The following is a 21,841-nucleotide window of genomic DNA, read 5'->3' as shown; positions in this document are numbered from 1 at the left end:
CTTAGCGCGAAGGCATTGGCGCTGGCGGGATAACGGAGTTGGTCGCCAGCGTCTCCTGCTCGCTTTTCTCGACGCGCGATTTTACCGAGCTGTCGGTGCGGAACATATCCCACGGCAGCAGCAGCGTGTCCATGACCGCGGTGAACGGCATATCGAGGGCCACCAGCGATTTCACGCCCCAGTTAGTGTCGTCATCGCCCAGCGTATGGGCGCTGGAGCGCGTGCCTGGGTAGGTTCCTTCCTTGCCGCCGGTATGCGACATCACGCTGGAGCAACCGCCCACACTAATCATCCCGCTGAACAGGACCAGCTTTAACAATCCGCTTTTCATCACTCTTCCGTCATTTTATCGGGGTTACTTCGGTTATAACGAGCCGTCCCGTGAATGCCTAGCGTTATTGCACTGCACTGTGGCGAGTATCGCACTTTGCCTTTTGTGCTTTGCAACCAGTCTAAGCATTCGCCAGCAAACTGCAAAAAAATTTGGCCGAAAAGGCCTTGAAAAGCGTCGGGGCACACCCATTTTAGTAGTGTCACCCAATGAGGATACGCCTGAGGGGTATTCCGGGTCATAACGGCTTGTCCATGATGGAAAGCCATTGAATTCTCGCTGATTTCAGGAGCTATTTACTATGCGTAATTTCGATCTCTCCCCGCTTTATCGTTCTGCTATTGGTTTCGACCGTCTGTTCAACCTGTTAGAAAATAATCAAAGCCAGGGCAACGGCGGCTACCCTCCGTATAACGTTGAATTAGTAGATGAAAACAATTACCGCATCGCGATTGCCGTCGCCGGTTTTGCGGAAAGCGAATTAGAGATAACCGCGCAAGACAATCTTCTGGTGGTGAAAGGCTCCCATGCCGCCGAGCAGAAAGAGCGCACCTACCTGTACCAGGGTATCGCGGAGCGCAACTTCGAGCGTAAATTCCAGCTCGCCGATAACATTCATATTCGCGGCGCGAACCTGGTCAACGGCCTGCTGTATATCGATCTGGAACGTGTGATTCCGGAAGCGAACAAACCGCGCCGTATCGAAATTAACTAATCGTCCTCTTCAGGCCGCACGGCGGCCTGAATATACAACTTGCTCGCCGTCAGGGAGCAAATGCGAATTCGCTGAATTCGCAGGTACCTACTCGCTTCTCAGAAGGAGAAAACACTATGCGTAACTACGATTTATCCCCACTGCTGCGTCAATGGATCGGTTTTGACAAACTGGCTAACGCCCTGCAAACCGCCGGTGAAAGCCAAACCTTCCCGCCCTATAACATCGAAAAAAGCGACGATAACCATTACCGCATTACCCTCGCGGTAGCCGGGTTCCGTCAGGAAGATTTGGATATTCAGCTGGAAGGTACGCGTCTGACCGTTAAAGGCACGCCGCAGGCCGCTGAAAAAGAGACCAAATGGTTGCACCAGGGGCTGGTGAATCAGGCCTTCAGCCTGAGTTTCACCCTCGCGGACAATATGGAAGTCTCCGGCGCCACCTTTACCAATGGCTTATTGCATATCGACTTAACCCGCCACGAGCCGGAAGTCGCCGCCCCGCAGCGTATCGCCATTAGCGAGCGCCCGGCACTGAATAGTTAATTAAGCCACATCGCTTTCAAGCCCCGATAACTCGGGGCTTTTTTGTGCGCGGGACTACATACAGTATTCCCGCCTTCAGTCATAATCCCTGTTAATAATAATGTTATTCACAGGGAAAATAGTATGAGTGATATAGCATTGACCGTCAGCGTGTTGGCGCTGGTTGCGGTGGTGGGATTGTGGATCGGTAATGTCAAAATCCGCGGCGTCGGTTTTGGCATCGGCGGCGTGCTGTTTGGCGGCATTATCGTGGGCCACTTTGTGGATCAGGCAGGGATTACGCTGAGCAGCCCGATGCTGCATTTTATCCAGGAATTCGGCCTTATTCTCTTCGTTTATACCATCGGTATTCAGGTCGGGCCGGGCTTTTTTGCCTCGTTACGCGTCGCCGGACTTAAGCTCAATCTGTTCGCGATCCTTATCGTCGTACTTGGCGGGCTGGTGACTGCGATCCTGCATAAACTGTTCAATATTCCGCTGCCGGTGGTGCTTGGTATCTTCTCCGGTGCGGTCACCAATACCCCGGCGCTTGGCGCCGGACAGCAAATCCTGCGCGATCTTGGCCTGCCGTTTGATGTCGTCGATCAGATGGGGATGAGTTACGCGATGGCCTACCCGTTTGGTATCTGCGGCATTTTGCTGACCATGTGGCTGGTGCGGCTGTTCTTCCGCATCAATGTGGAAAAAGAGGCGCAGCAGTTTGATGAGAGCAGCGGTAACGGGCACGCTCATCTGCACACCATTAACGTGCGGGTGGAGAACCCGAACCTGAATAATATGGCGATTCAGGATGTGCCAATGCTCAACAGCGACAAAATTATCTGCTCGCGGTTGAAGCGCGATGAGCTATTGATGGTGCCGGCGCCGGGTACGCTTATCCAGCATGGCGATCTGCTGCACCTGGTCGGGCGGCCGGAGGATTTACACAATGCGCAGCTGGTGATTGGTAAAGAGGTGGCGACTTCGCTCTCAACGCGCGGAACCGATCTCAAAGTGGAACGCGTGGTGGTCACTAACGAGAAGGTCTTAGGGAAGAAAATCCGCGATCTGCACTTTAAACAACGCTATGACGTCGTGATCTCGCGGCTTAATCGCGCCGGGGTGGAGCTGGTGGCCAGCAGCCATGCCAGCCTGCAGTTTGGCGACATTCTTAACTTAGTTGGGCGTCCACAGGCCATTGACGCGGTGGCCAATGAACTCGGCAACGCACAGCAAAAACTGCAACAGGTACAAATGCTACCGGTGTTTATCGGCATTGGCCTGGGGGTGCTGCTGGGGTCTATTCCGCTGTTTATTCCTGGCTTCCCGGCAGCGTTAAAACTGGGGCTGGCCGGCGGGCCGCTGATTATGGCGCTGATCCTCGGGCGTATCGGCAGCATCGGCAAGTTGTACTGGTTTATGCCGCCGAGCGCCAACCTGGCGCTGCGCGAACTCGGTATTGTGCTGTTTCTGGCGGTGGTGGGGCTGAAGTCCGGCGGCGATTTTGTCGACACCCTGCTCCACGGCGAGGGGCTCAGCTGGATCGCCTACGGTATTTTCATCACCGCTATCCCGCTGCTGACGGTGGGCATACTGGCGCGGATGCTGGCGAAGATGAACTATCTGACCCTCTGCGGGATGCTGGCGGGCTCAATGACCGACCCGCCGGCGCTGGCCTTCGCCAACAACCTGCACGCCACCAGCGGCGCGGCGGCGCTCTCCTACGCCACGGTTTATCCGTTGGTGATGTTCCTGCGGATAATCACCCCTCAGCTACTGGCCGTGCTGTTCTGGGGGCTGAGTTAGCGGGCTCTGTGCCTGGACCCGGCGCAGGTGATAATCCACCTGATACTCGCTGGCGTTGCGGAACATCACGGAATAGTTAAGAAACTCGCCGCTATCGCTGTAGGAAAGTGAGGTAATGCGCAGCAGCGGCGTCTGCTCCGGCACGTTCATTGAGCGGGCCAGCTGTTTATCCGCCAGTACCGGGGTGAGGGTTTCATAGTTGCCGCTGATGGTAATACCGCACTCTTTCTCGATATAGTCGAACTTCGACCCCTCCAGATGACCCAACGACAGATGGCGGAACAGTTTAACCGGCATATAACTGTCCTCCAGCATTAGCGGTTTACCATCGACGTAGCGCACCCGGCGTGAGAAATAGATCCGTTCATCCATTTTAATTCGCAGCTGACTGGCGATAGCCGGCGGCGCGGGCATCACTTCGAATATCAACACCTGACTCACCACTTCTTTACCCTGCTGGCGCAGAACTTCCGCCAGCCCGGTCAGGTTGCTGGTCTCATGGTGTACATCTTTGCGCGCGACATAGGTGCCGGAGCCGCGGCGGCGCACCACTAATCCACTTTCCACCAGCAGGTCAATGGCTTTGCGAATCGTCATGCGCGCCACGCCGAACTCCTGCGCCAGTTTTTTCTCGCCCGGTAACGGGCTGCCAATGTTGAAATCGGAAGAGTTGAGCCGTAAACGCAGTTTGTCAGCAATAGATTTGTAGATCACCAGTAGACCTCTATTCGTCATTGATGAATCAGCGATGGCCAGCTGACGTGAATTATAAAATTATAAAAAACAATAAATTAAAAACTATTGCTGACGTTGATTTCGTCACCTCCATTCATCGTGTCTATGTTTTACGCAAAAAGTAGACAACATTGACCGAATTAAAACCATGAATGCGATCACGAATCGCAGCGGCGCAGCATGTTGCCGACGGGGCGAATTCCTATGCTCGAAGCAGGCCGGTAAAGAACAAAAAAAGGCCACTTACCCTACGAGTTGTTACATGAGGATTTTCAAATGCTCAGTCAAATACAACGCTTTGGCGGCGCCATGTTTACCCCGGTTTTGCTGTTCCCATTCGCCGGGATTGTGGTGGGTATCGCCATTATGCTGCGTAATCCGATGTTTGTCGGCGAAGCGCTCACCGCACCCGATAGCCTGTTCGCGCAAATTGTTCACATCATTGAAGAGGGCGGCTGGACCGTCTTTCGTAATATGCCGCTGATTTTCGCCGTCGGCCTGCCGATTGGCCTGGCGAAGCAGGCCCAGGGCCGGGCCTGCCTGGCGGTACTGGTCAGTTTTCTTACCTGGAACTACTTCATCAACGCCATGGGGATGACCTGGGGCCACTTCTTCGGCGTTGATTTCACCCTGGATCCCACGGCGGGAAGCGGCCTGACGATGATTGCCGGGATTAAAACCCTGGATACCAGCATTATCGGAGCCATCGTTATCTCCGGCATCGTCACCGCGCTGCACAATCGTTACTTCGATAAACCGCTGCCGGTGTTCCTCGGTATTTTTCAGGGATCGTCGTTCGTGGTGATAGTTGCCTTTCTCGCGATGATCCCTTGTGCCTGGCTAACGCTGCTCGGCTGGCCGAAGGTACAGATGGGGATTGAGTCGCTGCAGGCTTTCCTGCGCTCAGCCGGCGCGCTCGGGGTGTGGGTTTACATCTTTCTTGAGCGCATTTTGATCCCGACCGGCCTGCATCACTTTGTCTATGGGCCATTTATCTTTGGTCCGGCGGTAGTGGAAGGCGGCATCCAGGTCTACTGGGCGCAGCATCTGCAGGAATTTAGCCAGAGCGTTGAACCGTTGAAAGCGCTGTTCCCTGAGGGCGGTTTTGCGCTGCATGGCAATTCGAAAGTCTTTGGTTCGGTGGGTATTGCGCTGGCGCTTTACTTCACCGCCGCGCCGCAAAACCGGGTGAAGGTCGCGGGTTTGCTGATCCCCGCCACCCTGACCGCGGTGCTGGTGGGCATTACCGAGCCACTCGAGTTTACCTTCTTGTTTATCTCACCGCTGCTATTTGCCGTGCATGCGCTGCTGGCGGCCACCATGGCGACGGTGATGTATATCTGCGGCGTCGTGGGGAACTTCGGCGGTGGCCTGCTCGATCAGTTCCTGCCGCAAAACTGGATCCCGATGTTCCATCACCACGCGTCGATGATGTTTATCCAGATAGGCATCGGCGTCTGCTTTACCGGCATCTACTTCGTCATCTTCCGCACCCTGATTCTGCGCCTGAACCTGAAAACGCCGGGTCGCGAAGACAGCGAAATCAAGCTTTACAGCAAAGCGGATTATCAGGAGGCGCGCGGTAAAACCAGCGTGGCGGCAGCTGCGGAAAACAAGCTGGGTCAGGCCGCCGGCTTCCTGCAGGCGCTGGGCGGGGCCGGCAATATTGAAAGCATCAATAACTGCGCCACCCGACTGCGTATTGCGCTGGTGGATATGGCGAAAACGCAAAGCGACGAGGTGTTTAAAGCACTCGGCGCTCACGGCGTGGTCCGCCGCGGCAACGGCATTCAGGTCATTGTTGGTCTGCATGTCCCGCAGGTTCGCGACCAGCTGGAAACCTTAATGAAAGATTCTTTATCGACCGAACACACCACCATGACGGAGGCAGTATCATGAAAAAATTCTCAGTTGTTATCGCAGGCGGCGGCAGTACCTTTACCCCTGGCATCGTTTTAATGCTGTTGGCAAACCGCGATCGTTTCCCGCTGCGGGCGCTAAAATTTTATGACAACGACGGCGCGCGTCAGGAGACTATCGCCGAAGCCTGTAAAATTATCCTCAAAGAACAGGCGCCAGAGATTGAGTTCAGCTACACCACCGACCCGCAGGCCGCCTTTAGCGATGTCGACTTCGTGATGGCGCACATCCGCGTCGGCAAATACCCGATGCGCGAGCAAGATGAAAAAATACCGCTGCGCCACGGCGTGTTGGGTCAGGAAACCTGCGGACCGGGCGGGATTGCCTATGGTATGCGCTCTATCGGCGGCGTGCTGGAGTTGGTGGATTATATGGAGAAATATTCGCCAAACGCCTGGATGCTCAACTACTCCAACCCGGCGGCGATAGTGGCTGAAGCCACACGTCGCCTGCGGCCTAATGCTAAAATTCTCAATATTTGCGATATGCCGATCGGCATTGAAGGGCGGATGGCGCAAATCGTCGGGCTGAAAGACCGCAAACAGATGCGCGTGCGTTACTACGGCCTTAATCACTTCGGCTGGTGGACCTCGATTGAAGATCTCGACGGCAACGATTTGATGCCGAAACTGCGCGAGTATGTGGCGAAATACGGCTATGTACCGCCATCGAACGACCCGCACACAGAGGCCAGCTGGAACGATACGTTTGCCAAAGCGAAAGATGTACAGGCGCTGGATCCGCAAACGATGCCAAACACTTACCTGAAATATTATCTGTTCCCGGATTACGTGGTCGCGCACTCCAACCCGGAGCGTACCCGCGCGAATGAGGTAATGGATCATCGGGAGAAAAACGTCTTTAGCGCCTGCCGGGCGATTATTGCCGCCGGTAAATCTTCCGCGGGCGATCTGGAGATCGATGAACACGCGTCGTATATCGTCGATTTAGCGACGGCTATCGCCTTTAACACTCAGGAACGAATGTTGTTGATTGTGCCGAACAATGGCGCAATCCATAACTTTGATGCCGACGCGATGGTAGAGATCCCTTGTCTGGTCGGGCATAACGGACCGGAGCCGTTGACGGTGGGCGATATTCCGCATTTCCAGAAAGGGATGATGAGCCAGCAGGTGGCGGTGGAAAAACTGGTGGTGGATGCGTGGGAGCAGCGTTCATATCACAAGCTGTGGCAGGCGATTACGCTATCGAAAACCGTACCGAGCGCCTCGGTGGCGAAAGCGATCCTCGATGACCTGATTGCCGCCAATAAAGCGTACTGGCCTGAGCTGCATTAACCCTCGTTTTACCGGCATCCATCGGGTGCCGGTTCTTCTCTCCTGTTCGTGATTTAGGCTATGCTGTGGCCTGTTTGCCTGACGAACAAGGACTGCTGATGAAAATTTCCCGCATTGGCGAAGCGCCGGATTACCGCTTTTCGCTGGCCAATGAACGCACCTTTCTGGCGTGGATCCGTACGGCGCTCGGCTTTCTCGCCGCGGGCGTCGGGCTCGATCAGCTGGCGCCGGATTTTGCCACTCCGCTTATTCGCGAAGTGCTGGCGCTGCTGCTGTGCCTGTTTGCCGGCGGGCTGGCGGTGTATGGCTATCTGCGCTGGTTGAGTAACGAAAAGGCGATGCGCCTGAAGCAGGATCTTCCCTATACCCGTACGCTGCTGGTGATTAGCGTCCTGCTGCTGGCGGTCGTGGCGGCGGTGATGCTGCTGGTGCTGTATGGCGGATAAACGCCGGGCGCGGCGGGAGAACGATCCCGGTTTACAGCCGGAGCGCACCTCGCTGGCGTGGTTTCGCACCCTATTGGGCTACGGGGCGCTGATGGCGCTGGCGATTAAGCATAACTGGCATAGCGCCGGGCTGGCGTTCTGGATATCGATTGGCGTACTGGCAGTGGTGGCGATCATTCTCTGGCGCTACACCCGCAGTCGCCATTTAATGGATGTCGGCGAGAGCGATTTTTTGCAGCCGGGAGCAGTTCGTGACAAATTTTTGATCTCCCTCGCAGTGCTTTCGCTGTCATTATTGTTTGCTGTAACGCATCTACGGCAGATCATTTTATTTCTTAAGGATGTGACATGACAGGATGTCGGACAGAATGCCACTCCCTCGCTCATAACGAACCGGCAGTGCAGGAGGTGAAAGTTTATCGCCACCATTGCCAGCAACCGCTGCAGTTCTATCGGGAGCTACGCGCACAGGGCGTGCGCGCCGTTCGTTTTATTCCACAGCTCAGAGCGGAAGATGCCAATGCATGGGGAAATTTCCTTTGCGCCATTTTCCACATCTGGGCGCGGGAAGATATTGGCCGCATAACGATTACGTTATTTGAGGAAACCCTGCGTATCTGGTGCGGCGAACCGCTGCGCGAACAACGGCAGTTGGCCGCCAATAGCGCCTGTTTTGTCTGTGCGTGGCGGCGATTATGCGCAGGCGACGACGATCCGCTCTGTGAAGGCTACCGCCAGTTCTATGTCGCTAGCGCGCCCTGTATGCGGGTCATGCGCGATCTGCGTAAACAGCAGCGGTCACCGGGCGAACTGATGCCGCTGCTGCGAGCGATTTAACGCCCCTTCGCCAGATACTGCGCCATCTCTTCTTCCGGCACCATGCCGCCGCCGGTCGCCCATATCAGGTGAGTGGAGTGGCGTAGCTGTTCGTCGCTCAGTCCTTGTAGCTGATGGTACGCTTTACTGGCGCAGACGCGCTGCGGCCCGGCCATCCCGGCCAGCGCGGACGGCTCAAGGCGAATGTTTTCCGCCGTTGCCAGCCAGCCCAGCATGTCGTACATCGTTTGATCGTCGAGGGTATACAGGCCGTCGAGCAGGCGCTCCATCGCCCGGCCAACGAAGCCGGAAGCGCGGCCGACCGCCAGACCATCGGCGGCGGTCAGGTTATCTATCCCCAAATCCTGCACCGCAATCTGGTCATGGAGCCCGGTGTAAATGCCGAGCAGCATGCATGGGGAATGGGTCGGTTCGGCGAACAGACAGTGAACGTGGTCGCCAAACGCCAGTTTCAGGCCGAATGCGACGCCGCCGGGGCCGCCGCCAACGCCGCATGGCAGATAGACAAATAGTGGGTGATCGGCATCGACCACGCGTCCTGCCTGGGCAAACTGCGCTTTCAGGCGCTCGCCGGCCACGGCATAGCCGAGGAACAGCGTGCGCGAGTTTTCATCGTCGATGAAAAAGCAGTTTGGGTCGGATTCCGCCGCCTTGCGCCCCTGTTCGACCGCCACGCCGTAATCTTCTTCATACTCAACGACCGTTACGCCGTGGCTGCGCAGTTTGGCCTTTTTCCATGCGCGGGCATCCGCCGACATATGCACCGTGACCTTAAAACCGATGCGCGCGCTCATGATGCCGATCGACATACCGAGGTTGCCGGTAGAACCGACGGCGATGCTGTACTGGCTGAAGAACTGTTTGAATTCCGGCGTCAGCAATTTGCGATAATCATCTGCGATGGTGAGCAGCCCGGCTTCCAGCGCCAGCTTTTCCGCATGGGTCAGCACTTCATAAATGCCGCCGCGCGCCTTAATGGAACCCGAAATCGGCAGGTGGCTATCTTTTTTCAGTAACAGATCGCCATTAATCGGCTGATTGAATTGTTGCTCGAGGCGGCGTTTCATTGCCGGAATGGCAACCACTTCTGATTCGATAATCCCGCCGGTGGCGGCCGTTTCCGGAAAGGCTTCCGCCAGATACGGCGCGAAGCGCTGAAGGCGTTCGTGAGCGTCTTTTACATCTTCGGCGGTCAGGCCGACATAGGGCAAACCTTGCGCCAGCGTCGTCGTCGCCGGGTTAAACCAGGTGGTTTCTTTCAGCGCGATCAGCTCCTGTACAAGCGGGAAGGTCGCGGTTAATTGGGTCAGGTCAGCGTTTTTCATATTACGTCTCGTTCGCTTAGATGATGAAAGAAAGCAGGAAGGTGGCGGCGAGTGCAAGTAAAGAAGCGATAAATGTCGCCGTCGTATAATACTTGAATGTTTCGCTGAGGCTTGCGCCACAGTATTGTTTCACCAGCCAGAACAGGGAATCCGTTACGATCGTGCAGCCAATCGCGCCGGAACCGATGGCAATAGCGATGATCTCCGGACTTACGCCGGGATACAGCGGCAGCATCGGCGCGACGATAGCGGTGGCGCCCATCATGGCCACGGTAGCGGAACCGACGGCGGCGTGAAGGATCAGGGCCACCAGCCAGGCCAGCAGAATCGGATGCATATGCAGATTCGAGAGGATCACCGCCAGGCTATCGGCCAGGCCGCTGGATTTCAAAATCGCGTTGAACGCGCCACCCGCGCCAATAATCAGCAGAATATTAGCAATCGATCCGAAGCCGTTTTCAGTATGGGTCAGCAGGACGCCCATCCCCATTTGCCGACGAATACCAAGAATGTAATAAGCGACAAAAACGGCAATAAACATCGCGGTGATCGGGTTGCCGATAAATTCCAGCAACATATACAGCGTGCCGCCTTTAGTCATATTCAATTCAGCGACGGTTTTCACCAGCATCAGCCCAATCGGCAGCAGCACGGTAAATAGCGTAGCGCCGAGCGAGGGCAGCGTCGATTCTTCGCGTACTTCAAGGTTAGAAAACTCGGTCGGCACCGGTTTAAACGGCAGGCGGTTGCCGAGCAGCTTGAGGAACAATGGGCCGCCAACCAGCGAGGCAATCAGGCCCACCAGCAGGCCATAGACGATGACCGTACCGATATCTGCGCCGAGTTTATTCGCCACGAACAGCGCGGCCGGATGCGGCGGCACCACGCAATGCACCGCCATCAGCGCGGTACACAGGGGGATGGCCAGCTTCAGCAGCGAGGTATTGGTTTTTTTGGCAATGGAGAACGCCAGCGGGATTAGCAGCACCACGCCGACTTCAACAAACAGCGTAATACCGCAGATCAGGCCAACCAGCACCATAATTACGTCTGCCGACAACCAGCGACAGCGCTGCAGCGCCAGGCCGATGCGTTCCGCCGCGCCGGAGACTTCCATCATCTTCCCGAGGATGGTACCGAGACCGATCACCGCCGCCAGGAAACCAAGCGTACCGCCAATACCGCTCTCAATGGCGTTGACCATATCCAGCGGCCCCATGCCCATCATCGCGCCGACGAAAAAGCTCGCCAGCAGGAGCGCCAGAAACGGATGAAACTTCAGTTTGACGATCGTTAAAACGATTAACACGATACTGATAAATAGCGTGCCTACCACCCAGATTTGAGATTCCATACCCCACCTCGCCGTAAATAACGTGTGGTTATTGAACAGAAAAGCGACATAGGCTGACAAACGATATAAATCGCCTTTCAGGTGAGCCAGATTGATGCAAAAGCGTGATTTGGTTCTTAAATAGACCGTTAAATGTGTATTGGGTCACTTTTATTCATCTTTCAGGCGCGCTCCGGCTGCGTTTTTTTTACACTTACCGGCAAAGAAAAGGCGAGGAATTGTGATGGATGTGATGAAAGAGATAGGCAATCGGCTGCTGAACGGCTGGCAGTTGTCAAAGCTGTACACCTTTGAAGTCGCGGCTCGCCATGAGTCCTTTGCACTGGCGGCGGAAGAGCTGTCGCTGACGCCGAGCGCCGTTAGCCATCGCATCAACCAGCTGGAAGAAGAGCTGGGTATTCAGCTATTTATACGTTCTCACCGCAAGGTGGAGCTGACCCGCGAGGGGCGGCGGGTATTCTGGGCGTTGAAATCCTCGCTGGATAGCCTTAACCAGGAGATTCTGGATATTAAAAATCAGGAGCTCTCCGGCACGCTGACGGTGTACTCGCGCCCGTCGATCGCGCAGTGCTGGCTGGTACCGGCGCTGGGCGATTTCACTCGCCGCTATCCGTCCATCTCGCTGACTGTGCTCACCGGCAACGATAACGTCAATCTACAGCGGGCGGGTATCGATCTGGCAATCTATTTTGATGACGCGCCGTCAACACAGCTCAGCCATCATTTTCTGATGGATGAAGCGATCGTGCCGGTATGTACGCCGAAATACGCGCAACAGCAGCAGTTAATCCACAATCCAGGCAATCTGCGCTACTGCACGTTACTCCATGACCGCCAGGCATGGAGCAATGATTCCGGTACCGATGAGTGGTTCAGCTGGGCGCAGCAATTTGCGATTGAATTGCCGCAATCGTCGGGTATCGGCTTCGATCGTTCTGATTTAGCGGTGATTGCGGCGATGAATCACGTCGGGGTAGCGATGGGGCGTAAGCGGCTGGTGCAGAAGCGGTTAGATAGCGGGGAGCTTATCGCGCCGTTCGGCGACATGACGCTGAAGTGTCACCAGCACTACTATGTGACGACCCTGCCGGGCCGTCAGTGGCCGAAAATCGACGCCTTTATCGAATGGTTGCACAGCCTGACATAAGGCAAAAGCAGCCGCCGGGGGGGTAGCCCGGATAAGGCGTAAGCCGCTATCCGGGGAGCGCCAGCGGCGCTTAGACCGGCTGCTGGTGGCTGGTAAAGCGCGAGGCCAGCGGCAGCCAGCACAGCAGAATCAACAGCCCCATTAACATCATCAGCAGGCCGAGGCTGCTTTGCCCGGTTTGCGGCATCATTGCCGACAGCCAGGCCAGCACGCCGGAGCCGATATTCTGCAGGCCGCCAACCAGCGCGCCAGCGGTACCGGCGAGGAACGGGAATGGTTCCATCGCGCCGCTGGTAGCCAGCGGGAACAACATACCCGCGCCGAAGAAGAACAGCGCCGCAGGCACCAGCAGTGTCCAGACGGTCATAATGCCGAACAGCCCCGGCAACCACATCATAATTCCCGCCAGCAGGCAGCAGATAACCGACTGCCACATCAGCGTTGAAAAGCGTTTATTCGGACGGCCAGCGAACCACGCGCCGAAGAACGCCGCCGGGATCGGCAGAATAAACAGAATACTGACCGCCATACTGCTCAGGCCAAGGACCGCGCCCATCAGCACGCCGGAACAGGCTTCGAACACCGCAATCCCGGCCAGCCCGCCCACCAGCATCAACAGGTAACAGTTAAAGGCGCCGGTACCGAACAGCGTTTTGTAGCTGGCCAGTAGTTTCGTCCGCGGCGCGCCTTGTGGGCGCGTTTCCGGCATCCATTTCGCCATACTAATCGTCACGCCAGCGCACAGTATGAGCAGGAAAGCGTAGCAGGCGCGCCAGTTCCACAGGGTATCAAGGATGCCGCCGAGCAGCGGCGCAATCAGCGGGCTGACCAATATTCCCATATTCAACAGGCTATTAGCGTGACGCAGCTGCGCGCCTTCATACAGGTCTCGCGGCAGGGTGCGCGCCATCACGCCGCCGACGCCGGTGCCCATCCCCTGCATGGCGCTGGCGGCGATCAATACCGGCAGGCTATGGGTAGTGATGGCAACCAGCGTCGCCAGCATAAAAATAGACATCCCTACGAGGATCACCGGGCGGCGGCCCACGCGGTCGGAGAGCGGGCCGTAGAACAGCTGGGAAATGCCGTACGTCAGGAGATAGGCCGCCATCACGCTTTGTACCGCCCCTTCGCGGACGTTAAGCGATACCGCCATGTCGGCGATAGCCGGAATATAAATGGTCTGCGCCATCTGGCCAACGGCCACCAGCAGTACCAGCATCAACAACAAATTGAAGTTCTTATGCCGTTTCATGTCGATGAATACTTCGTGAGCAATGAGAAATGAAGAATATGTGACTGGCACACCCCTTAAACGATGGAGGAATCTACCACAATAAAATGACAGAACAACTACATAGCACCGATTGTTGGGGAAAATTCAGGCAGGTTTTGTAAACAGGATCGGCAACTAATGTTGCCATTTTAATCTATGAGAGGCGCAGCAGGATTGCTCCGGCGGCAATACCGCAGGCGGCAACGATGCGCAGCGCTACCACCTGTTCTTTCAGGACGATAAACGCGATCAGCGCGCCGAACAGAATGGAGGTTTCACGCAGCGCGGCGACCACCGCCAGCGGCGCCTGAGTCATCGCCCATAGCGCCAGGCCGTAGGATCCCATGGTGCCGACGCCGCCGAGGATGCCTTTTTTCCAGTGCTGGCGTAAATAACGGCTGGCTTCGCGCCGCCGCGCCACCATCGCCCAGCACAGCAGGCAGCAACCGTTCATAAAAAAGGTCCACAGGGTATAGCCGAGCGCCGATCCCGCCAGCCGTACCCCGGTGCCGTCCACCAGCGTATAACCCGCAATAAAACAGGCGTTGATCAGCGCCAGCATGATGCCTTTGCGGGAACTGACGCGGCCGTTAAAGGCCATCGCCAGAATCGCCAGGCAGATGACGCCAATCCCCAACCAGGCTAGCGGCGATAAGCGATCGCCGAGAAATATCACGCTGATAGCCGCGACCAGCAACGGCGCGGTGCCGCGCATTAGCGGATAGGTCTGGCTCATATCCGACACCTGATAGGTCTTCGCCACCAGTACCGTATACACCACCTGTAATGCACATGACACCACCAGATAGGGGGCGCTGGCCAGCGTCGGCTGTGGCGCGAAGGGGAGCATCACCAGGGCGATCAGCGAGGCCGACCCGCTGACGCTTATCGCCGCGTACATTTTATCGCCGCTGGCTTTGACGATAGCGTTCCAGCTGGCGTGGAGCAGTGCGGCGAAAAGCAAAATGCAGAATACGGTGATGGTCATCGCAGGCAGATTCAGCAGTTAAGGTCAGCGGACTGTAACATGACCCCGTTCCGCCAGCCAGCCACGCTTACAGCGAGCAGAACAGGCGATGCGTGACCCGCGGCTCATCGTATACCGGGCGGAAACCAAAGCGTTCATAAAAGGGCCAGGCCTGCGCCGGGGCATGAGTGTTAAGGAAATCGAACCAGGCGCCGGAATGCGTGATGACCGAGACCAGCAGCTGCTGGCCAATTCCCTGGCGGCGATGGCTATCGCGAATATAGAGATGGCGAATGCGCCCGGCCCGCGGCTGCTGGCTGAAGGGGTCGACGTTCAGACCGCAGACCCCAACTAACTGGCCACGGACGAACGCGCCCAGCAGCTTTTCACCAGGGGCGTTAAAGCGGTTTTTGCCGCTTTGCCAGTTTTCCGCCAGACGGCGCAGCATATCGAAGTGCTGTTCAAGGCTTTCGGCGCGCAGCGCAACGAACCCCGGATCCTCCGGCGTTGTTGCGGCAATTAATAGCGGTGGCATGGTTCCTCCATCAAGTCTTCCCGGAACGCCCGCAGGACGCCTGTAGGGGGGCGGTTTCCCGCCCCCCTCAGGTGCGACTTGAACCTGAATCAGCGGAACTGTTTCAGGACTGCATCAAGTAGTTGCAACACAGCAACCATGAGTTTCAGGATTAAAATAATAATATCCATTCCGCCCATACGCGCGTCTCCTGTGGTTAAGGAGCACAATAAGCTGACGTACCTTTCCGCTGCCTGTTGCCAGCTTATCCCTGTTCTCACAGGGGTTGCGCAGTGGTGGCCGTACGGGCCGGACACGACGCATTGTTGACGTAACACAGTGTGCTCTCTCGGGGTTAAGGCACTGACGGCACCACCCGTTTCAGCCAGGACTTCGTTGCGCCGGTCAAACTTGCGGCCCCCGAATGGCACAAAGTGAACACATCCAGTATAGATAAATACTGTATGTATGAACAGTATTTTTTGGACAAATTCGCACCCGCCATCCATACTCTATGACAGAGAAATTTCGACCTTAAATTGCGCGAATTGCAGCGATCGCGTATACTTTTGTCGTTGACGTAATACAGTGTGCTTGCGGCTACCACCCGTAAAAATGCTGATAAAAACCTCGCTCCGGCGGGGTTTTTTGTTTTCTGCCGCTGATGTCGCGAACTGTGATCTTTCGCGCAAATTCTCGTGGATGAAAATAAATCCATTGTGAAAACGCAAAACCTGTGTTTGTATAAATTCAGCTTATTTTTCGACACAACAGGTCCCTAATGAACGCTGCCATGATGACTTCGACCCTACTAAAAACCGCGCCTGCCGCGGTGGTCGTCGTGTCTGTGGTGGTCGTCGTCGGCAATGCGCCGTAGGGTCCGGAACAACACGAATTCCAAACCCCGCCGGCGCAAACCGAGCGGGGTTTTTTGTTGGCGAGCCCCCCGGTAAAGTCGGCCCAGAATAAAAGGACTGGAGCATGGCAAGTTCGGGCACCACATCAAACACAATGCGCTTTACCGGCGCGCAGCTGGTTGTTCATTTACTGGAACGCCAGGGTATCACTATGGTCAGCGGCATTCCGGGCGGCTCCATCCTGCCTATCTATGATGCCTTGAGCCAAAGCACGCAGATCCGCCACATCCTGGCACGCCACGAGCAGGGGGCGGGTTTTATCGCTCAGGGGATGGCGCGTACCGAAGGTAAACCCGCGGTCTGCATGGCCTGTAGCGGCCCTGGCGCCACCAACCTGATTACCGCCATCGCCGATGCTCGCCTCGATTCTATTCCGCTGGTCTGCATCACCGGCCAGGTTCCGGCCTCAATGATCGGCACCGATGCCTTCCAGGAAGTCGATACCTACGGCATTTCTATCCCCATCACCAAGCATAACTACCTGGTGCGCGACATCGCCGAGCTGCCGCAGGTGATGAGTGACGCCTTCCGTATTGCCCAGTCCGGGCGCCCCGGGCCGGTGTGGATAGACATTCCTAAGGACGTACAGGCGGCGACCATTGAGCTGGAAACGCTGCCGGAGCCAGGCGAGCGCGCCCCGGCACCGGCATTCGCGCCTGAAAGCGTGCGTGAAGCGGCGGCAATGATCAACGCGGCGAAACGCCCGGTACTGTATCTGGGCGGCGGCGTGATTAATGCGCCGCAGCCGATTCGGGACCTGGCGGAAAAAGCCAACCTGCCGACCACCATGACCTTAATGGCGCTGGGTATGCTGCCGAAGGCGCACCCGCTGTCGCTGGGCATGCTGGGGATGCACGGCGCGCGCAGCACTAACTTTATTCTGCAAGAAGCTGATTTACTGATTGTTTTAGGCGCGCGTTTTGATGACCGGGCGATTGGCAAGACCGAGCAGTTCTGCCCGAACGCGAAGATTATTCACGTCGATATCGACCGCTCTGAGCTTGGCAAAATTAAGCAACCTCACGTAGCGATTCAGGGCGATGTGGCGGAGGTCTTAGCCCAGCTTATTCCGCAGATTGAGGCGCAGCCGCGTGATGAGTGGCGCCAACTGGTGGCTGATTTACAAAGAGAATTCCCCTGCGCCATCCCGCAGGAAAGCGATCCGCTCTCCCATTACGGCCTGATTAACGCCGTGGCCGCCTGCGTTGATGATGAGGCGATCCTCACCACCGATGTGGGTCAGCATCAGATGTGGACGGCGCAGGCCTATCCGCTCAACCGTCCGCGCCAGTGGCTGACTTCCGGCGGTCTCGGCACCATGGGCTTCGGCCTGCCGGCGGCCATCGGCGCGGCGCTGGCGAATCCGCAACGTAAGGTTATTTGTTTCTCCGGTGACGGCAGCCTGATGATGAATATTCAGGAGATGGCCACCGCCGCCGAAAATCAGTTGGATGTAAAAATTATCCTGATGAACAACGAAGCGCTGGGGCTGGTGCATCAGCAGCAGAGCCTGTTCTATCAGCAGGGCGTCTTCGCCGCGACCTATCCGGGGATGATTAACTTTATGCAGATAGCTGCCGGTTTTGGTCTGCAAACCTGTGATTTAAATAACGAATCCGATCCGCAGGCGGCGCTGCAGGCGATTATCGACCGCCCTGGTCCGGCGTTGATCCACGTGCGTATCGACGCTCAGCAGAAAGTGTATCCGATGGTACCGCCGGGTGCGGCCAATACTGAGATGGTGGGGGAATAAGCCATGCAAAAGCAACACGATAACGTCATTCTGGAACTCACCGTCCGCAACCACCCTGGCGTGATGACCCACGTCTGCGGGCTATTTGCCCGCCGCGCGTTTAACGTTGAAGGTATTCTCTGCTTGCCGATTCAGGGCAGCGAGCACAGCCGCATCTGGCTGCTGGTAAATGATGACCAGCGGCTGGGGCAGATGATTAGCCAGATTGAAAAGCTGGAAGATGTCACCAATGTGGCGCGTAACCAGTCCGATCCCACCATGTTTAACAAAATTGCGGTGTTCTTCGAATAGCGCTCAAGGCTTGAACAGCTACGCGCTTACCGCTAAGGTAAGCGCCTTTGCCGGATGGCGCTGCGCTTATCCGGCCTACAGGGAGTGAATCCGTAGGCCGGATAAGGCGTTTACGCCGCCATCCGGCGCTTTCAGGCACCAGGAAACACCATGATTACCATCGCCCTTATTGACGATCATTTGATTGTCCGCTCCGGTTTTGCTCAGCTACTGGGGCTGGAAGCTGATTTTCAGGTTGTCGCTGAATTCGGCTGTGGACGGGAGGCGCTGGCGGGGCTACCGGGGCGCGGTGTACAGGTTTGTATCTGCGATATCTCAATGCCGGATATTTCCGGGCTGGAGCTGTTAAGCCAGCTGCCTAAGGGGATGGCGACCATCATGCTGTCGGTGCACGATAGCCCGGCGCTGATCGAGCAGGCGCTGAACGCCGGCGCGCGCGGCTTCCTGTCGAAACGCTGCAGTCCGGATGAACTGATCGCCGCGGTCCGCACCGTGGCGGCGGGCGGTTGCTATCTCACGCCGGATATCGCCATGAAGCTGGCCGCCGGGCGCCAGGATCCGCTCACCAAACGCGAACGCCAGGTGGCGGAAAAGCTGGCGCAGGGTATGGCGGTGAAAGAGATCGCCGCCGAGCTCGGTCTGTCGCCGAAAACCGTTCACGTTCATCGCGCCAACCTGCTGGAAAAGCTGGGCGTCAGTAATGACGTTGAGCTGGCGCGCCGCATGTTCGATAGCTGGCAATGAACACCGTCGTTTCACGATTGCTGTCGGTGATCGGCTGCGCCTTTATCTTCTCAACCGCCTGGTTCTGCCTGTGGAGTATCAGTCTGCATCTGGTGGAACGCGCGGATTTAGCGGTGCTGCTGTTTCCCTTTGGCCTGCGTTTAGGGCTGATGCTGCAATGCCCGCGTGGCTACTGGCCGGTGCTGCTGGGAGCCGAGTGGCTGCTTATCTTCTGGCTGGCGCAGGAAGTGGCGCTGGCGCACCCGATAATATTGATGACCGGAAGTCTGCTGACCCTGCTGCCGGTGGCATTGATTTCACGCTATCGCCAGCAGCGAGACTGGCTGACATTGTTGCGCCAGGGCGGGGCACTGATCGCCGCCTCGCTGCTGCAATCGCTGCCGTGGCTGGCGCAAGAAGGCAGTGAGGGACTGACCGCGCTGTTGTTGACGCTGACCGGCGGCCTGACGCTGGCGCCGACCTGCCTGGTTATCTGGCATTATCTGACCAGTACCGTCTGGCGGCCGCTGGGACCGTCGCTGGTGTCGCAGCCGGTTAACTGGCGCGGCCGGCATCTGATCTGGTACCTGCTGCTCTTTACCGTCAGCCTGTGGCTACAGCTCGGGTTGCCCGCCGAACTCTCCCGCTTTACCCCTTTTTGTCTGGCGCTGCCGATTATCGCTCTCGCCTGGCACTACGGCTGGCAGGGGGCGCTGATCGCCACCCTGATGAACGCCATTGCGCTGATTGCCAGCCAGACCTGGCACGATCACCCGGTTGATTTATTGCTTTCACTGCTGGCGCAGAGCCTGACCGGACTGCTGCTGGGGGCGGGGATCCAGCGATTGCGCGAGCTTAACCTGTCGCTACAGAACGAGCTGGCGCGCAATCGGCGGCTGGCGGAACGCCTGCTGGAAACGGAAGAGAGCGTGCGGCGTGACGTGGCGCGCGAGCTCCACGATGATATTGGCCAGACTATCACGGCAATTCGCACCCAGGCGGGGATCGTGCAGCGTCTGGCGCCAAACAACGCCAGCGTACGGCAGAGCGGCCAGTTGATAGAACAGCTGTCGCTGGGGGTTTACGACTCTGTGCGAAGACTGCTTGGTCGTCTGCGTCCGCGCCAGCTTGACGATCTGCCGCTTGAACAGGCGGTACGTTCGTTGATGCGTGAAATGGAACTGGAAGACCGCGGTATCGTCAGTCATCTCGAATGGCGGATTAACGAGGCGGGGCTGAGCGAAAACCAGCGCGTGACGCTGTTTCGCGTTTGCCAGGAGGGACTGAATAATATCGTCAAGCACGCCAACGCCAGCGCCGTCACCCTCCAGGGCTGGCAACAGGATGGGCAATTGATGCTGGTGCTGGAAGATGACGGCTGCGGCCTGCCGCCGGGGTCGAATCTGCAGGGGTTCGGCCTGACCGGCATGCGTGAGCGCGTGACAGCGCTGGGTGGTACGTTAACTATCTCCTGCACACACGGTACCCGCGTGTGCGTCAATTTACCGCTGCGTTACGCCTGAAAGGAGCGCCGATGTTTGCCTTTTTAAAAGCGCCGCCGGACGCCGCGCCAATTAGCGATAAACGCGAGCTGGACGAGCGTTATCGTTACTGGCGTCGCCATATTCTGCTTACCATCTGGCTTGGTTACGCGCTGTTTTATTTCACCCGCAAAAGCTTTAATGCCGCGGTTCCCGAGATCCTCGCCAGTAACGTGCTGACCCGCAGCGATATCGGCCTGCTGGCCACGCTGTTTTACATCACTTACGGGCTGTCGAAATTTTTCTCCGGTATCGTCAGCGACCGCTCCGACGCCCGCTATTTTATGGGGCTGGGGCTGATTGCCACCGGGGTGGTGAATATTCTGTTCGGTTTTTCCACTTCGCTATGGGCCTTCGCGCTGCTGTGGGCGCTGAATGCCTTCTTCCAGGGCTGGGGCTCGCCGGTGTGCGCCCGGCTGCTGACGGCCTGGTATTCGCGAACCGAGCGCGGCGGCTGGTGGGCGCTATGGAATACCGCGCATAACGTCGGCGGCGCGCTGATCCCAATGGTCGTGGGCGCGGCGGCGCTGCATTACGGCTGGCGAATGGGGATGACGATTGCCGGCTGTCTGGCGATCCTTGCTGGACTGTATCTGTGCTGGCGGCTTCGCGATCGCCCGCAGGCGGTGGGGTTACCCGCCGTGGGCGACTGGCGTCACGATGCGCTGGAAATCGCCCAGCAGCAGGAAGGCGCAGGGCTGACGCGCAAAGAGATTCTGACCCGCTACGTGCTGGCCAATCCCTATATCTGGCTGCTGTCGCTGTGCTATGTGCTGGTGTACGTGGTGCGGGCGGCGATTAACGACTGGGGCAATCTGTATATGTCGGAGACGCTTGGCGTCGATCTGGTGACCGCTAACTCGGCGGTGACCATGTTTGAGCTGGGCGGTTTTATCGGCGCGCTGGTGGCGGGATGGGGCTCGGATAAGCTGTTTAACGGCAATCGCGGGCCGATGAATCTGATCTTCGCCGCCGGAATTTTGTTGTCGGTTGGCGGGCTGTGGCTGATGCCGTTTGCCAGCTACGTCATGCAGGCGGCATGCTTCTTCACCACCGGGTTCTTCGTTTTCGGCCCGCAAATGCTGATCGGCATGGCGGCGGCAGAATGTTCGCATAAAGAAGCCGCTGGGGCGGCCACCGGGTTTGTCGGCCTGTTCGCTTATCTTGGCGCCTCGCTTTCCGGCTGGCCGCTGGCGCAGGTGATGGATATCTGGCACTGGACCGGATTCTTCGTGGTGATTGCGATTGCCGCCGGCATTTCCGCGCTGCTGCTGCTGCCGTTTTTAAACGCGCAGGCGCCGCGTACCGCCAGCGAAGCGTGATGTAGCTCACCCTTTCGCCGCGAACGGGGCAAAACTAAGAAATTTTCCCGGTTTTACCTGGAAGCCGTCTCAGGCCAGACGGCGCGCGGGTTTTTACAA

The 21,841-nt window shown here is 57.3% G+C and carries 23 protein-coding genes, 1 pseudogene and 1 other annotated feature; of the genes and pseudogenes, 15 read left to right on the top strand and 9 right to left on the bottom strand.

Annotated elements, in window-relative coordinates; genetic code table 11:
* Position 1: 1 nt before the first annotated feature.
* Complete coding sequence (locus ABLU78_RS03780; protein WP_020077625.1) at positions 2–331, bottom strand: YceK/YidQ family lipoprotein; 330 nt, start codon at positions 329–331, stop codon at positions 2–4.
* Positions 332–564: 233 nt separating this feature from the next.
* Positions 565–639 (top strand) — a sequence feature (ROSE (Repression Of Heat Shock gene Expression) occurs in the 5'-region of heat shock genes and acts as an RNA thermometer to modulate expression.).
* Here ABLU78_RS03780 and ibpA point away from each other — a divergent pair.
* The 3 genes from ibpA (at position 633) to ABLU78_RS03765 (ending at position 3,376) form a co-directional block, all read left to right on the top strand.
* Positions 633–1,046: a small heat shock chaperone IbpA gene (ibpA, locus tag ABLU78_RS03775; protein ID WP_015703892.1), complete on the top strand. Its 414-nt coding sequence runs from the start codon at positions 633–635 to the stop codon at positions 1,044–1,046. Its footprint overlaps the feature before it by 7 nt.
* A gap of 116 nt (positions 1,047–1,162) precedes the next feature.
* A complete protein-coding gene (gene ibpB, locus ABLU78_RS03770; protein ID WP_015369047.1) occupies positions 1,163–1,591 on the top strand; it encodes a small heat shock chaperone IbpB in 429 nt (142 codons plus the stop codon).
* Positions 1,592–1,714: 123 nt separating this feature from the next.
* Positions 1,715–3,376, top strand: a complete 1,662-nt coding sequence (locus ABLU78_RS03765) for a putative transporter (protein WP_048229837.1) — start codon at positions 1,715–1,717, stop codon at positions 3,374–3,376.
* Here the strand turns inward: ABLU78_RS03765 and ABLU78_RS03760 are convergent.
* A complete protein-coding gene (locus ABLU78_RS03760; protein ID WP_048230037.1) occupies positions 3,344–4,090 on the bottom strand; it encodes a GntR family transcriptional regulator in 747 nt (248 codons plus the stop codon). The genes ABLU78_RS03765 and ABLU78_RS03760 overlap by 33 nt on opposite strands.
* 297 nt (positions 4,091–4,387) lie before the next feature.
* Here ABLU78_RS03760 and ABLU78_RS03755 point away from each other — a divergent pair, with 297 nt between their 5' ends.
* The 5 genes from ABLU78_RS03755 to ABLU78_RS03735 all read left to right on the top strand — a co-directional run bounded on the left by ABLU78_RS03755 (position 4,388) and on the right by ABLU78_RS03735 (position 8,612).
* Positions 4,388–6,010 carry an alpha-glucoside-specific PTS transporter subunit IIBC gene (locus ABLU78_RS03755; RefSeq protein ID WP_020077627.1) on the top strand — a complete coding sequence of 541 codons (1,623 nt, stop codon included), beginning with the start codon at positions 4,388–4,390 and terminating at the stop codon, positions 6,008–6,010.
* Entirely contained in the window at positions 6,007–7,329 is a 1,323-nt protein-coding gene (locus ABLU78_RS03750; RefSeq protein ID WP_020077628.1) for a 6-phospho-alpha-glucosidase, read from the top strand. Before ABLU78_RS03755 ends, ABLU78_RS03750 begins: the two co-directional genes overlap by 4 nt.
* 98 nt (positions 7,330–7,427) lie before the next feature.
* Positions 7,428–7,775 (top strand): DUF202 domain-containing protein, encoded by a 348-nt coding sequence (locus ABLU78_RS03745; RefSeq protein WP_015369053.1) that lies wholly within the window; start codon positions 7,428–7,430, stop codon positions 7,773–7,775.
* Complete coding sequence (locus tag ABLU78_RS03740) at positions 7,765–8,127, top strand: DUF202 domain-containing protein (RefSeq protein ID WP_020077629.1); 363 nt, start codon at positions 7,765–7,767, stop codon at positions 8,125–8,127. The genes ABLU78_RS03745 and ABLU78_RS03740 overlap by 11 nt, the downstream gene beginning before the upstream one ends.
* Positions 8,128–8,183: 56 nt before the next feature.
* Positions 8,184–8,612, top strand: coding sequence for a hypothetical protein (locus ABLU78_RS03735; protein WP_032715350.1), 429 nt, complete (start codon positions 8,184–8,186; stop codon positions 8,610–8,612).
* Here ABLU78_RS03735 and dsdA read toward each other — a convergent pair.
* On the bottom strand, positions 8,609–9,937 hold the full coding sequence (gene dsdA / locus ABLU78_RS03730) for a D-serine ammonia-lyase (protein ID WP_048229839.1): 1,329 nt from the start codon (positions 9,935–9,937) through the stop codon (positions 8,609–8,611). The two genes, ABLU78_RS03735 and dsdA, sit on opposite strands and share 4 nt — an antisense overlap.
* A gap of 16 nt (positions 9,938–9,953) precedes the next feature.
* Positions 9,954–11,291 carry a D-serine transporter DsdX gene (gene dsdX / locus ABLU78_RS03725; protein WP_047044639.1) on the bottom strand — a complete coding sequence of 446 codons (1,338 nt, stop codon included), beginning with the start codon at positions 11,289–11,291 and terminating at the stop codon, positions 9,954–9,956.
* A gap of 223 nt (positions 11,292–11,514) precedes the next feature.
* Between dsdX and dsdC the strand changes: the two genes are divergently transcribed.
* Positions 11,515–12,438: a DNA-binding transcriptional regulator DsdC gene (dsdC, locus tag ABLU78_RS03720; RefSeq protein WP_048229840.1), complete on the top strand. Its 924-nt coding sequence runs from the start codon at positions 11,515–11,517 to the stop codon at positions 12,436–12,438.
* Positions 12,439–12,508: 70 nt separating this feature from the next.
* Here dsdC and emrD read toward each other — a convergent pair whose 3' ends face one another.
* The 5 genes and pseudogenes from emrD to ABLU78_RS03695 all read right to left on the bottom strand — a co-directional run bounded on the left by emrD (position 12,509) and on the right by ABLU78_RS03695 (position 15,964).
* Positions 12,509–13,693 (bottom strand): multidrug efflux MFS transporter EmrD, encoded by a 1,185-nt coding sequence (emrD, locus tag ABLU78_RS03715; RefSeq protein WP_015369059.1) that lies wholly within the window; start codon positions 13,691–13,693, stop codon positions 12,509–12,511.
* Between the two features lie 175 nt (positions 13,694–13,868).
* Positions 13,869–14,702 (bottom strand): DMT family transporter, encoded by an 834-nt coding sequence (locus ABLU78_RS03710; protein ID WP_048229841.1) that lies wholly within the window; start codon positions 14,700–14,702, stop codon positions 13,869–13,871.
* Positions 14,703–14,769: 67 nt separating this feature from the next.
* Entirely contained in the window at positions 14,770–15,216 is a 447-nt protein-coding gene (locus tag ABLU78_RS03705) for a GNAT family N-acetyltransferase (RefSeq protein WP_048229842.1), read from the bottom strand.
* An 89-nt stretch (positions 15,217–15,305) separates the two neighbouring features.
* A complete protein-coding gene (gene tisB, locus ABLU78_RS03700) occupies positions 15,306–15,425 on the bottom strand; it encodes a type I toxin-antitoxin system toxin TisB (RefSeq protein WP_004145059.1) in 120 nt (39 codons plus the stop codon).
* Positions 15,426–15,795: 370 nt separating this feature from the next.
* Positions 15,796–15,964 (bottom strand): annotated as a pseudogene (locus ABLU78_RS03695) (hypothetical protein).
* Positions 15,965–15,976: 12 nt separating this feature from the next.
* Here ABLU78_RS03695 and ivbL point away from each other — a divergent pair.
* From ivbL to ABLU78_RS03665, 6 genes are all read left to right on the top strand, one after another.
* Positions 15,977–16,072 carry an ilvB operon leader peptide IvbL gene (ivbL, locus tag ABLU78_RS03690; protein ID WP_016162016.1) on the top strand — a complete coding sequence of 32 codons (96 nt, stop codon included), beginning with the start codon at positions 15,977–15,979 and terminating at the stop codon, positions 16,070–16,072.
* 104 nt (positions 16,073–16,176) lie between these two features.
* Positions 16,177–17,865 carry an acetolactate synthase large subunit gene (gene ilvB, locus ABLU78_RS03685; RefSeq protein WP_048229843.1) on the top strand — a complete coding sequence of 563 codons (1,689 nt, stop codon included), beginning with the start codon at positions 16,177–16,179 and terminating at the stop codon, positions 17,863–17,865.
* Positions 17,866–17,868: 3 nt separating this feature from the next.
* On the top strand, positions 17,869–18,156 hold the full coding sequence (gene ilvN / locus ABLU78_RS03680; RefSeq protein ID WP_016162014.1) for an acetolactate synthase small subunit: 288 nt from the start codon (positions 17,869–17,871) through the stop codon (positions 18,154–18,156).
* Positions 18,157–18,306: 150 nt separating this feature from the next.
* Positions 18,307–18,900, top strand: a complete 594-nt coding sequence (gene uhpA, locus ABLU78_RS03675; RefSeq protein ID WP_047046116.1) for a transcriptional regulator UhpA — start codon at positions 18,307–18,309, stop codon at positions 18,898–18,900.
* A gap of 17 nt (positions 18,901–18,917) precedes the next feature.
* A complete protein-coding gene (gene uhpB / locus ABLU78_RS03670) occupies positions 18,918–20,402 on the top strand; it encodes a signal transduction histidine-protein kinase/phosphatase UhpB (protein WP_162866937.1) in 1,485 nt (494 codons plus the stop codon).
* Between the two features lie 11 nt (positions 20,403–20,413).
* Positions 20,414–21,742 (top strand): MFS transporter, encoded by a 1,329-nt coding sequence (locus ABLU78_RS03665; RefSeq protein WP_015369066.1) that lies wholly within the window; start codon positions 20,414–20,416, stop codon positions 21,740–21,742.
* Positions 21,743–21,841 lie beyond the last annotated feature (99 nt).

Source organism: Klebsiella sp. JN_Kp122, from assembly GCF_040062085.1.
GTDB lineage: Bacteria > Pseudomonadota > Gammaproteobacteria > Enterobacterales > Enterobacteriaceae > Klebsiella > Klebsiella aerogenes.
The sequence above is the reverse complement of the archived record's forward strand: the minus strand, read 5'-3'. Positions and strand labels throughout refer to the sequence as shown.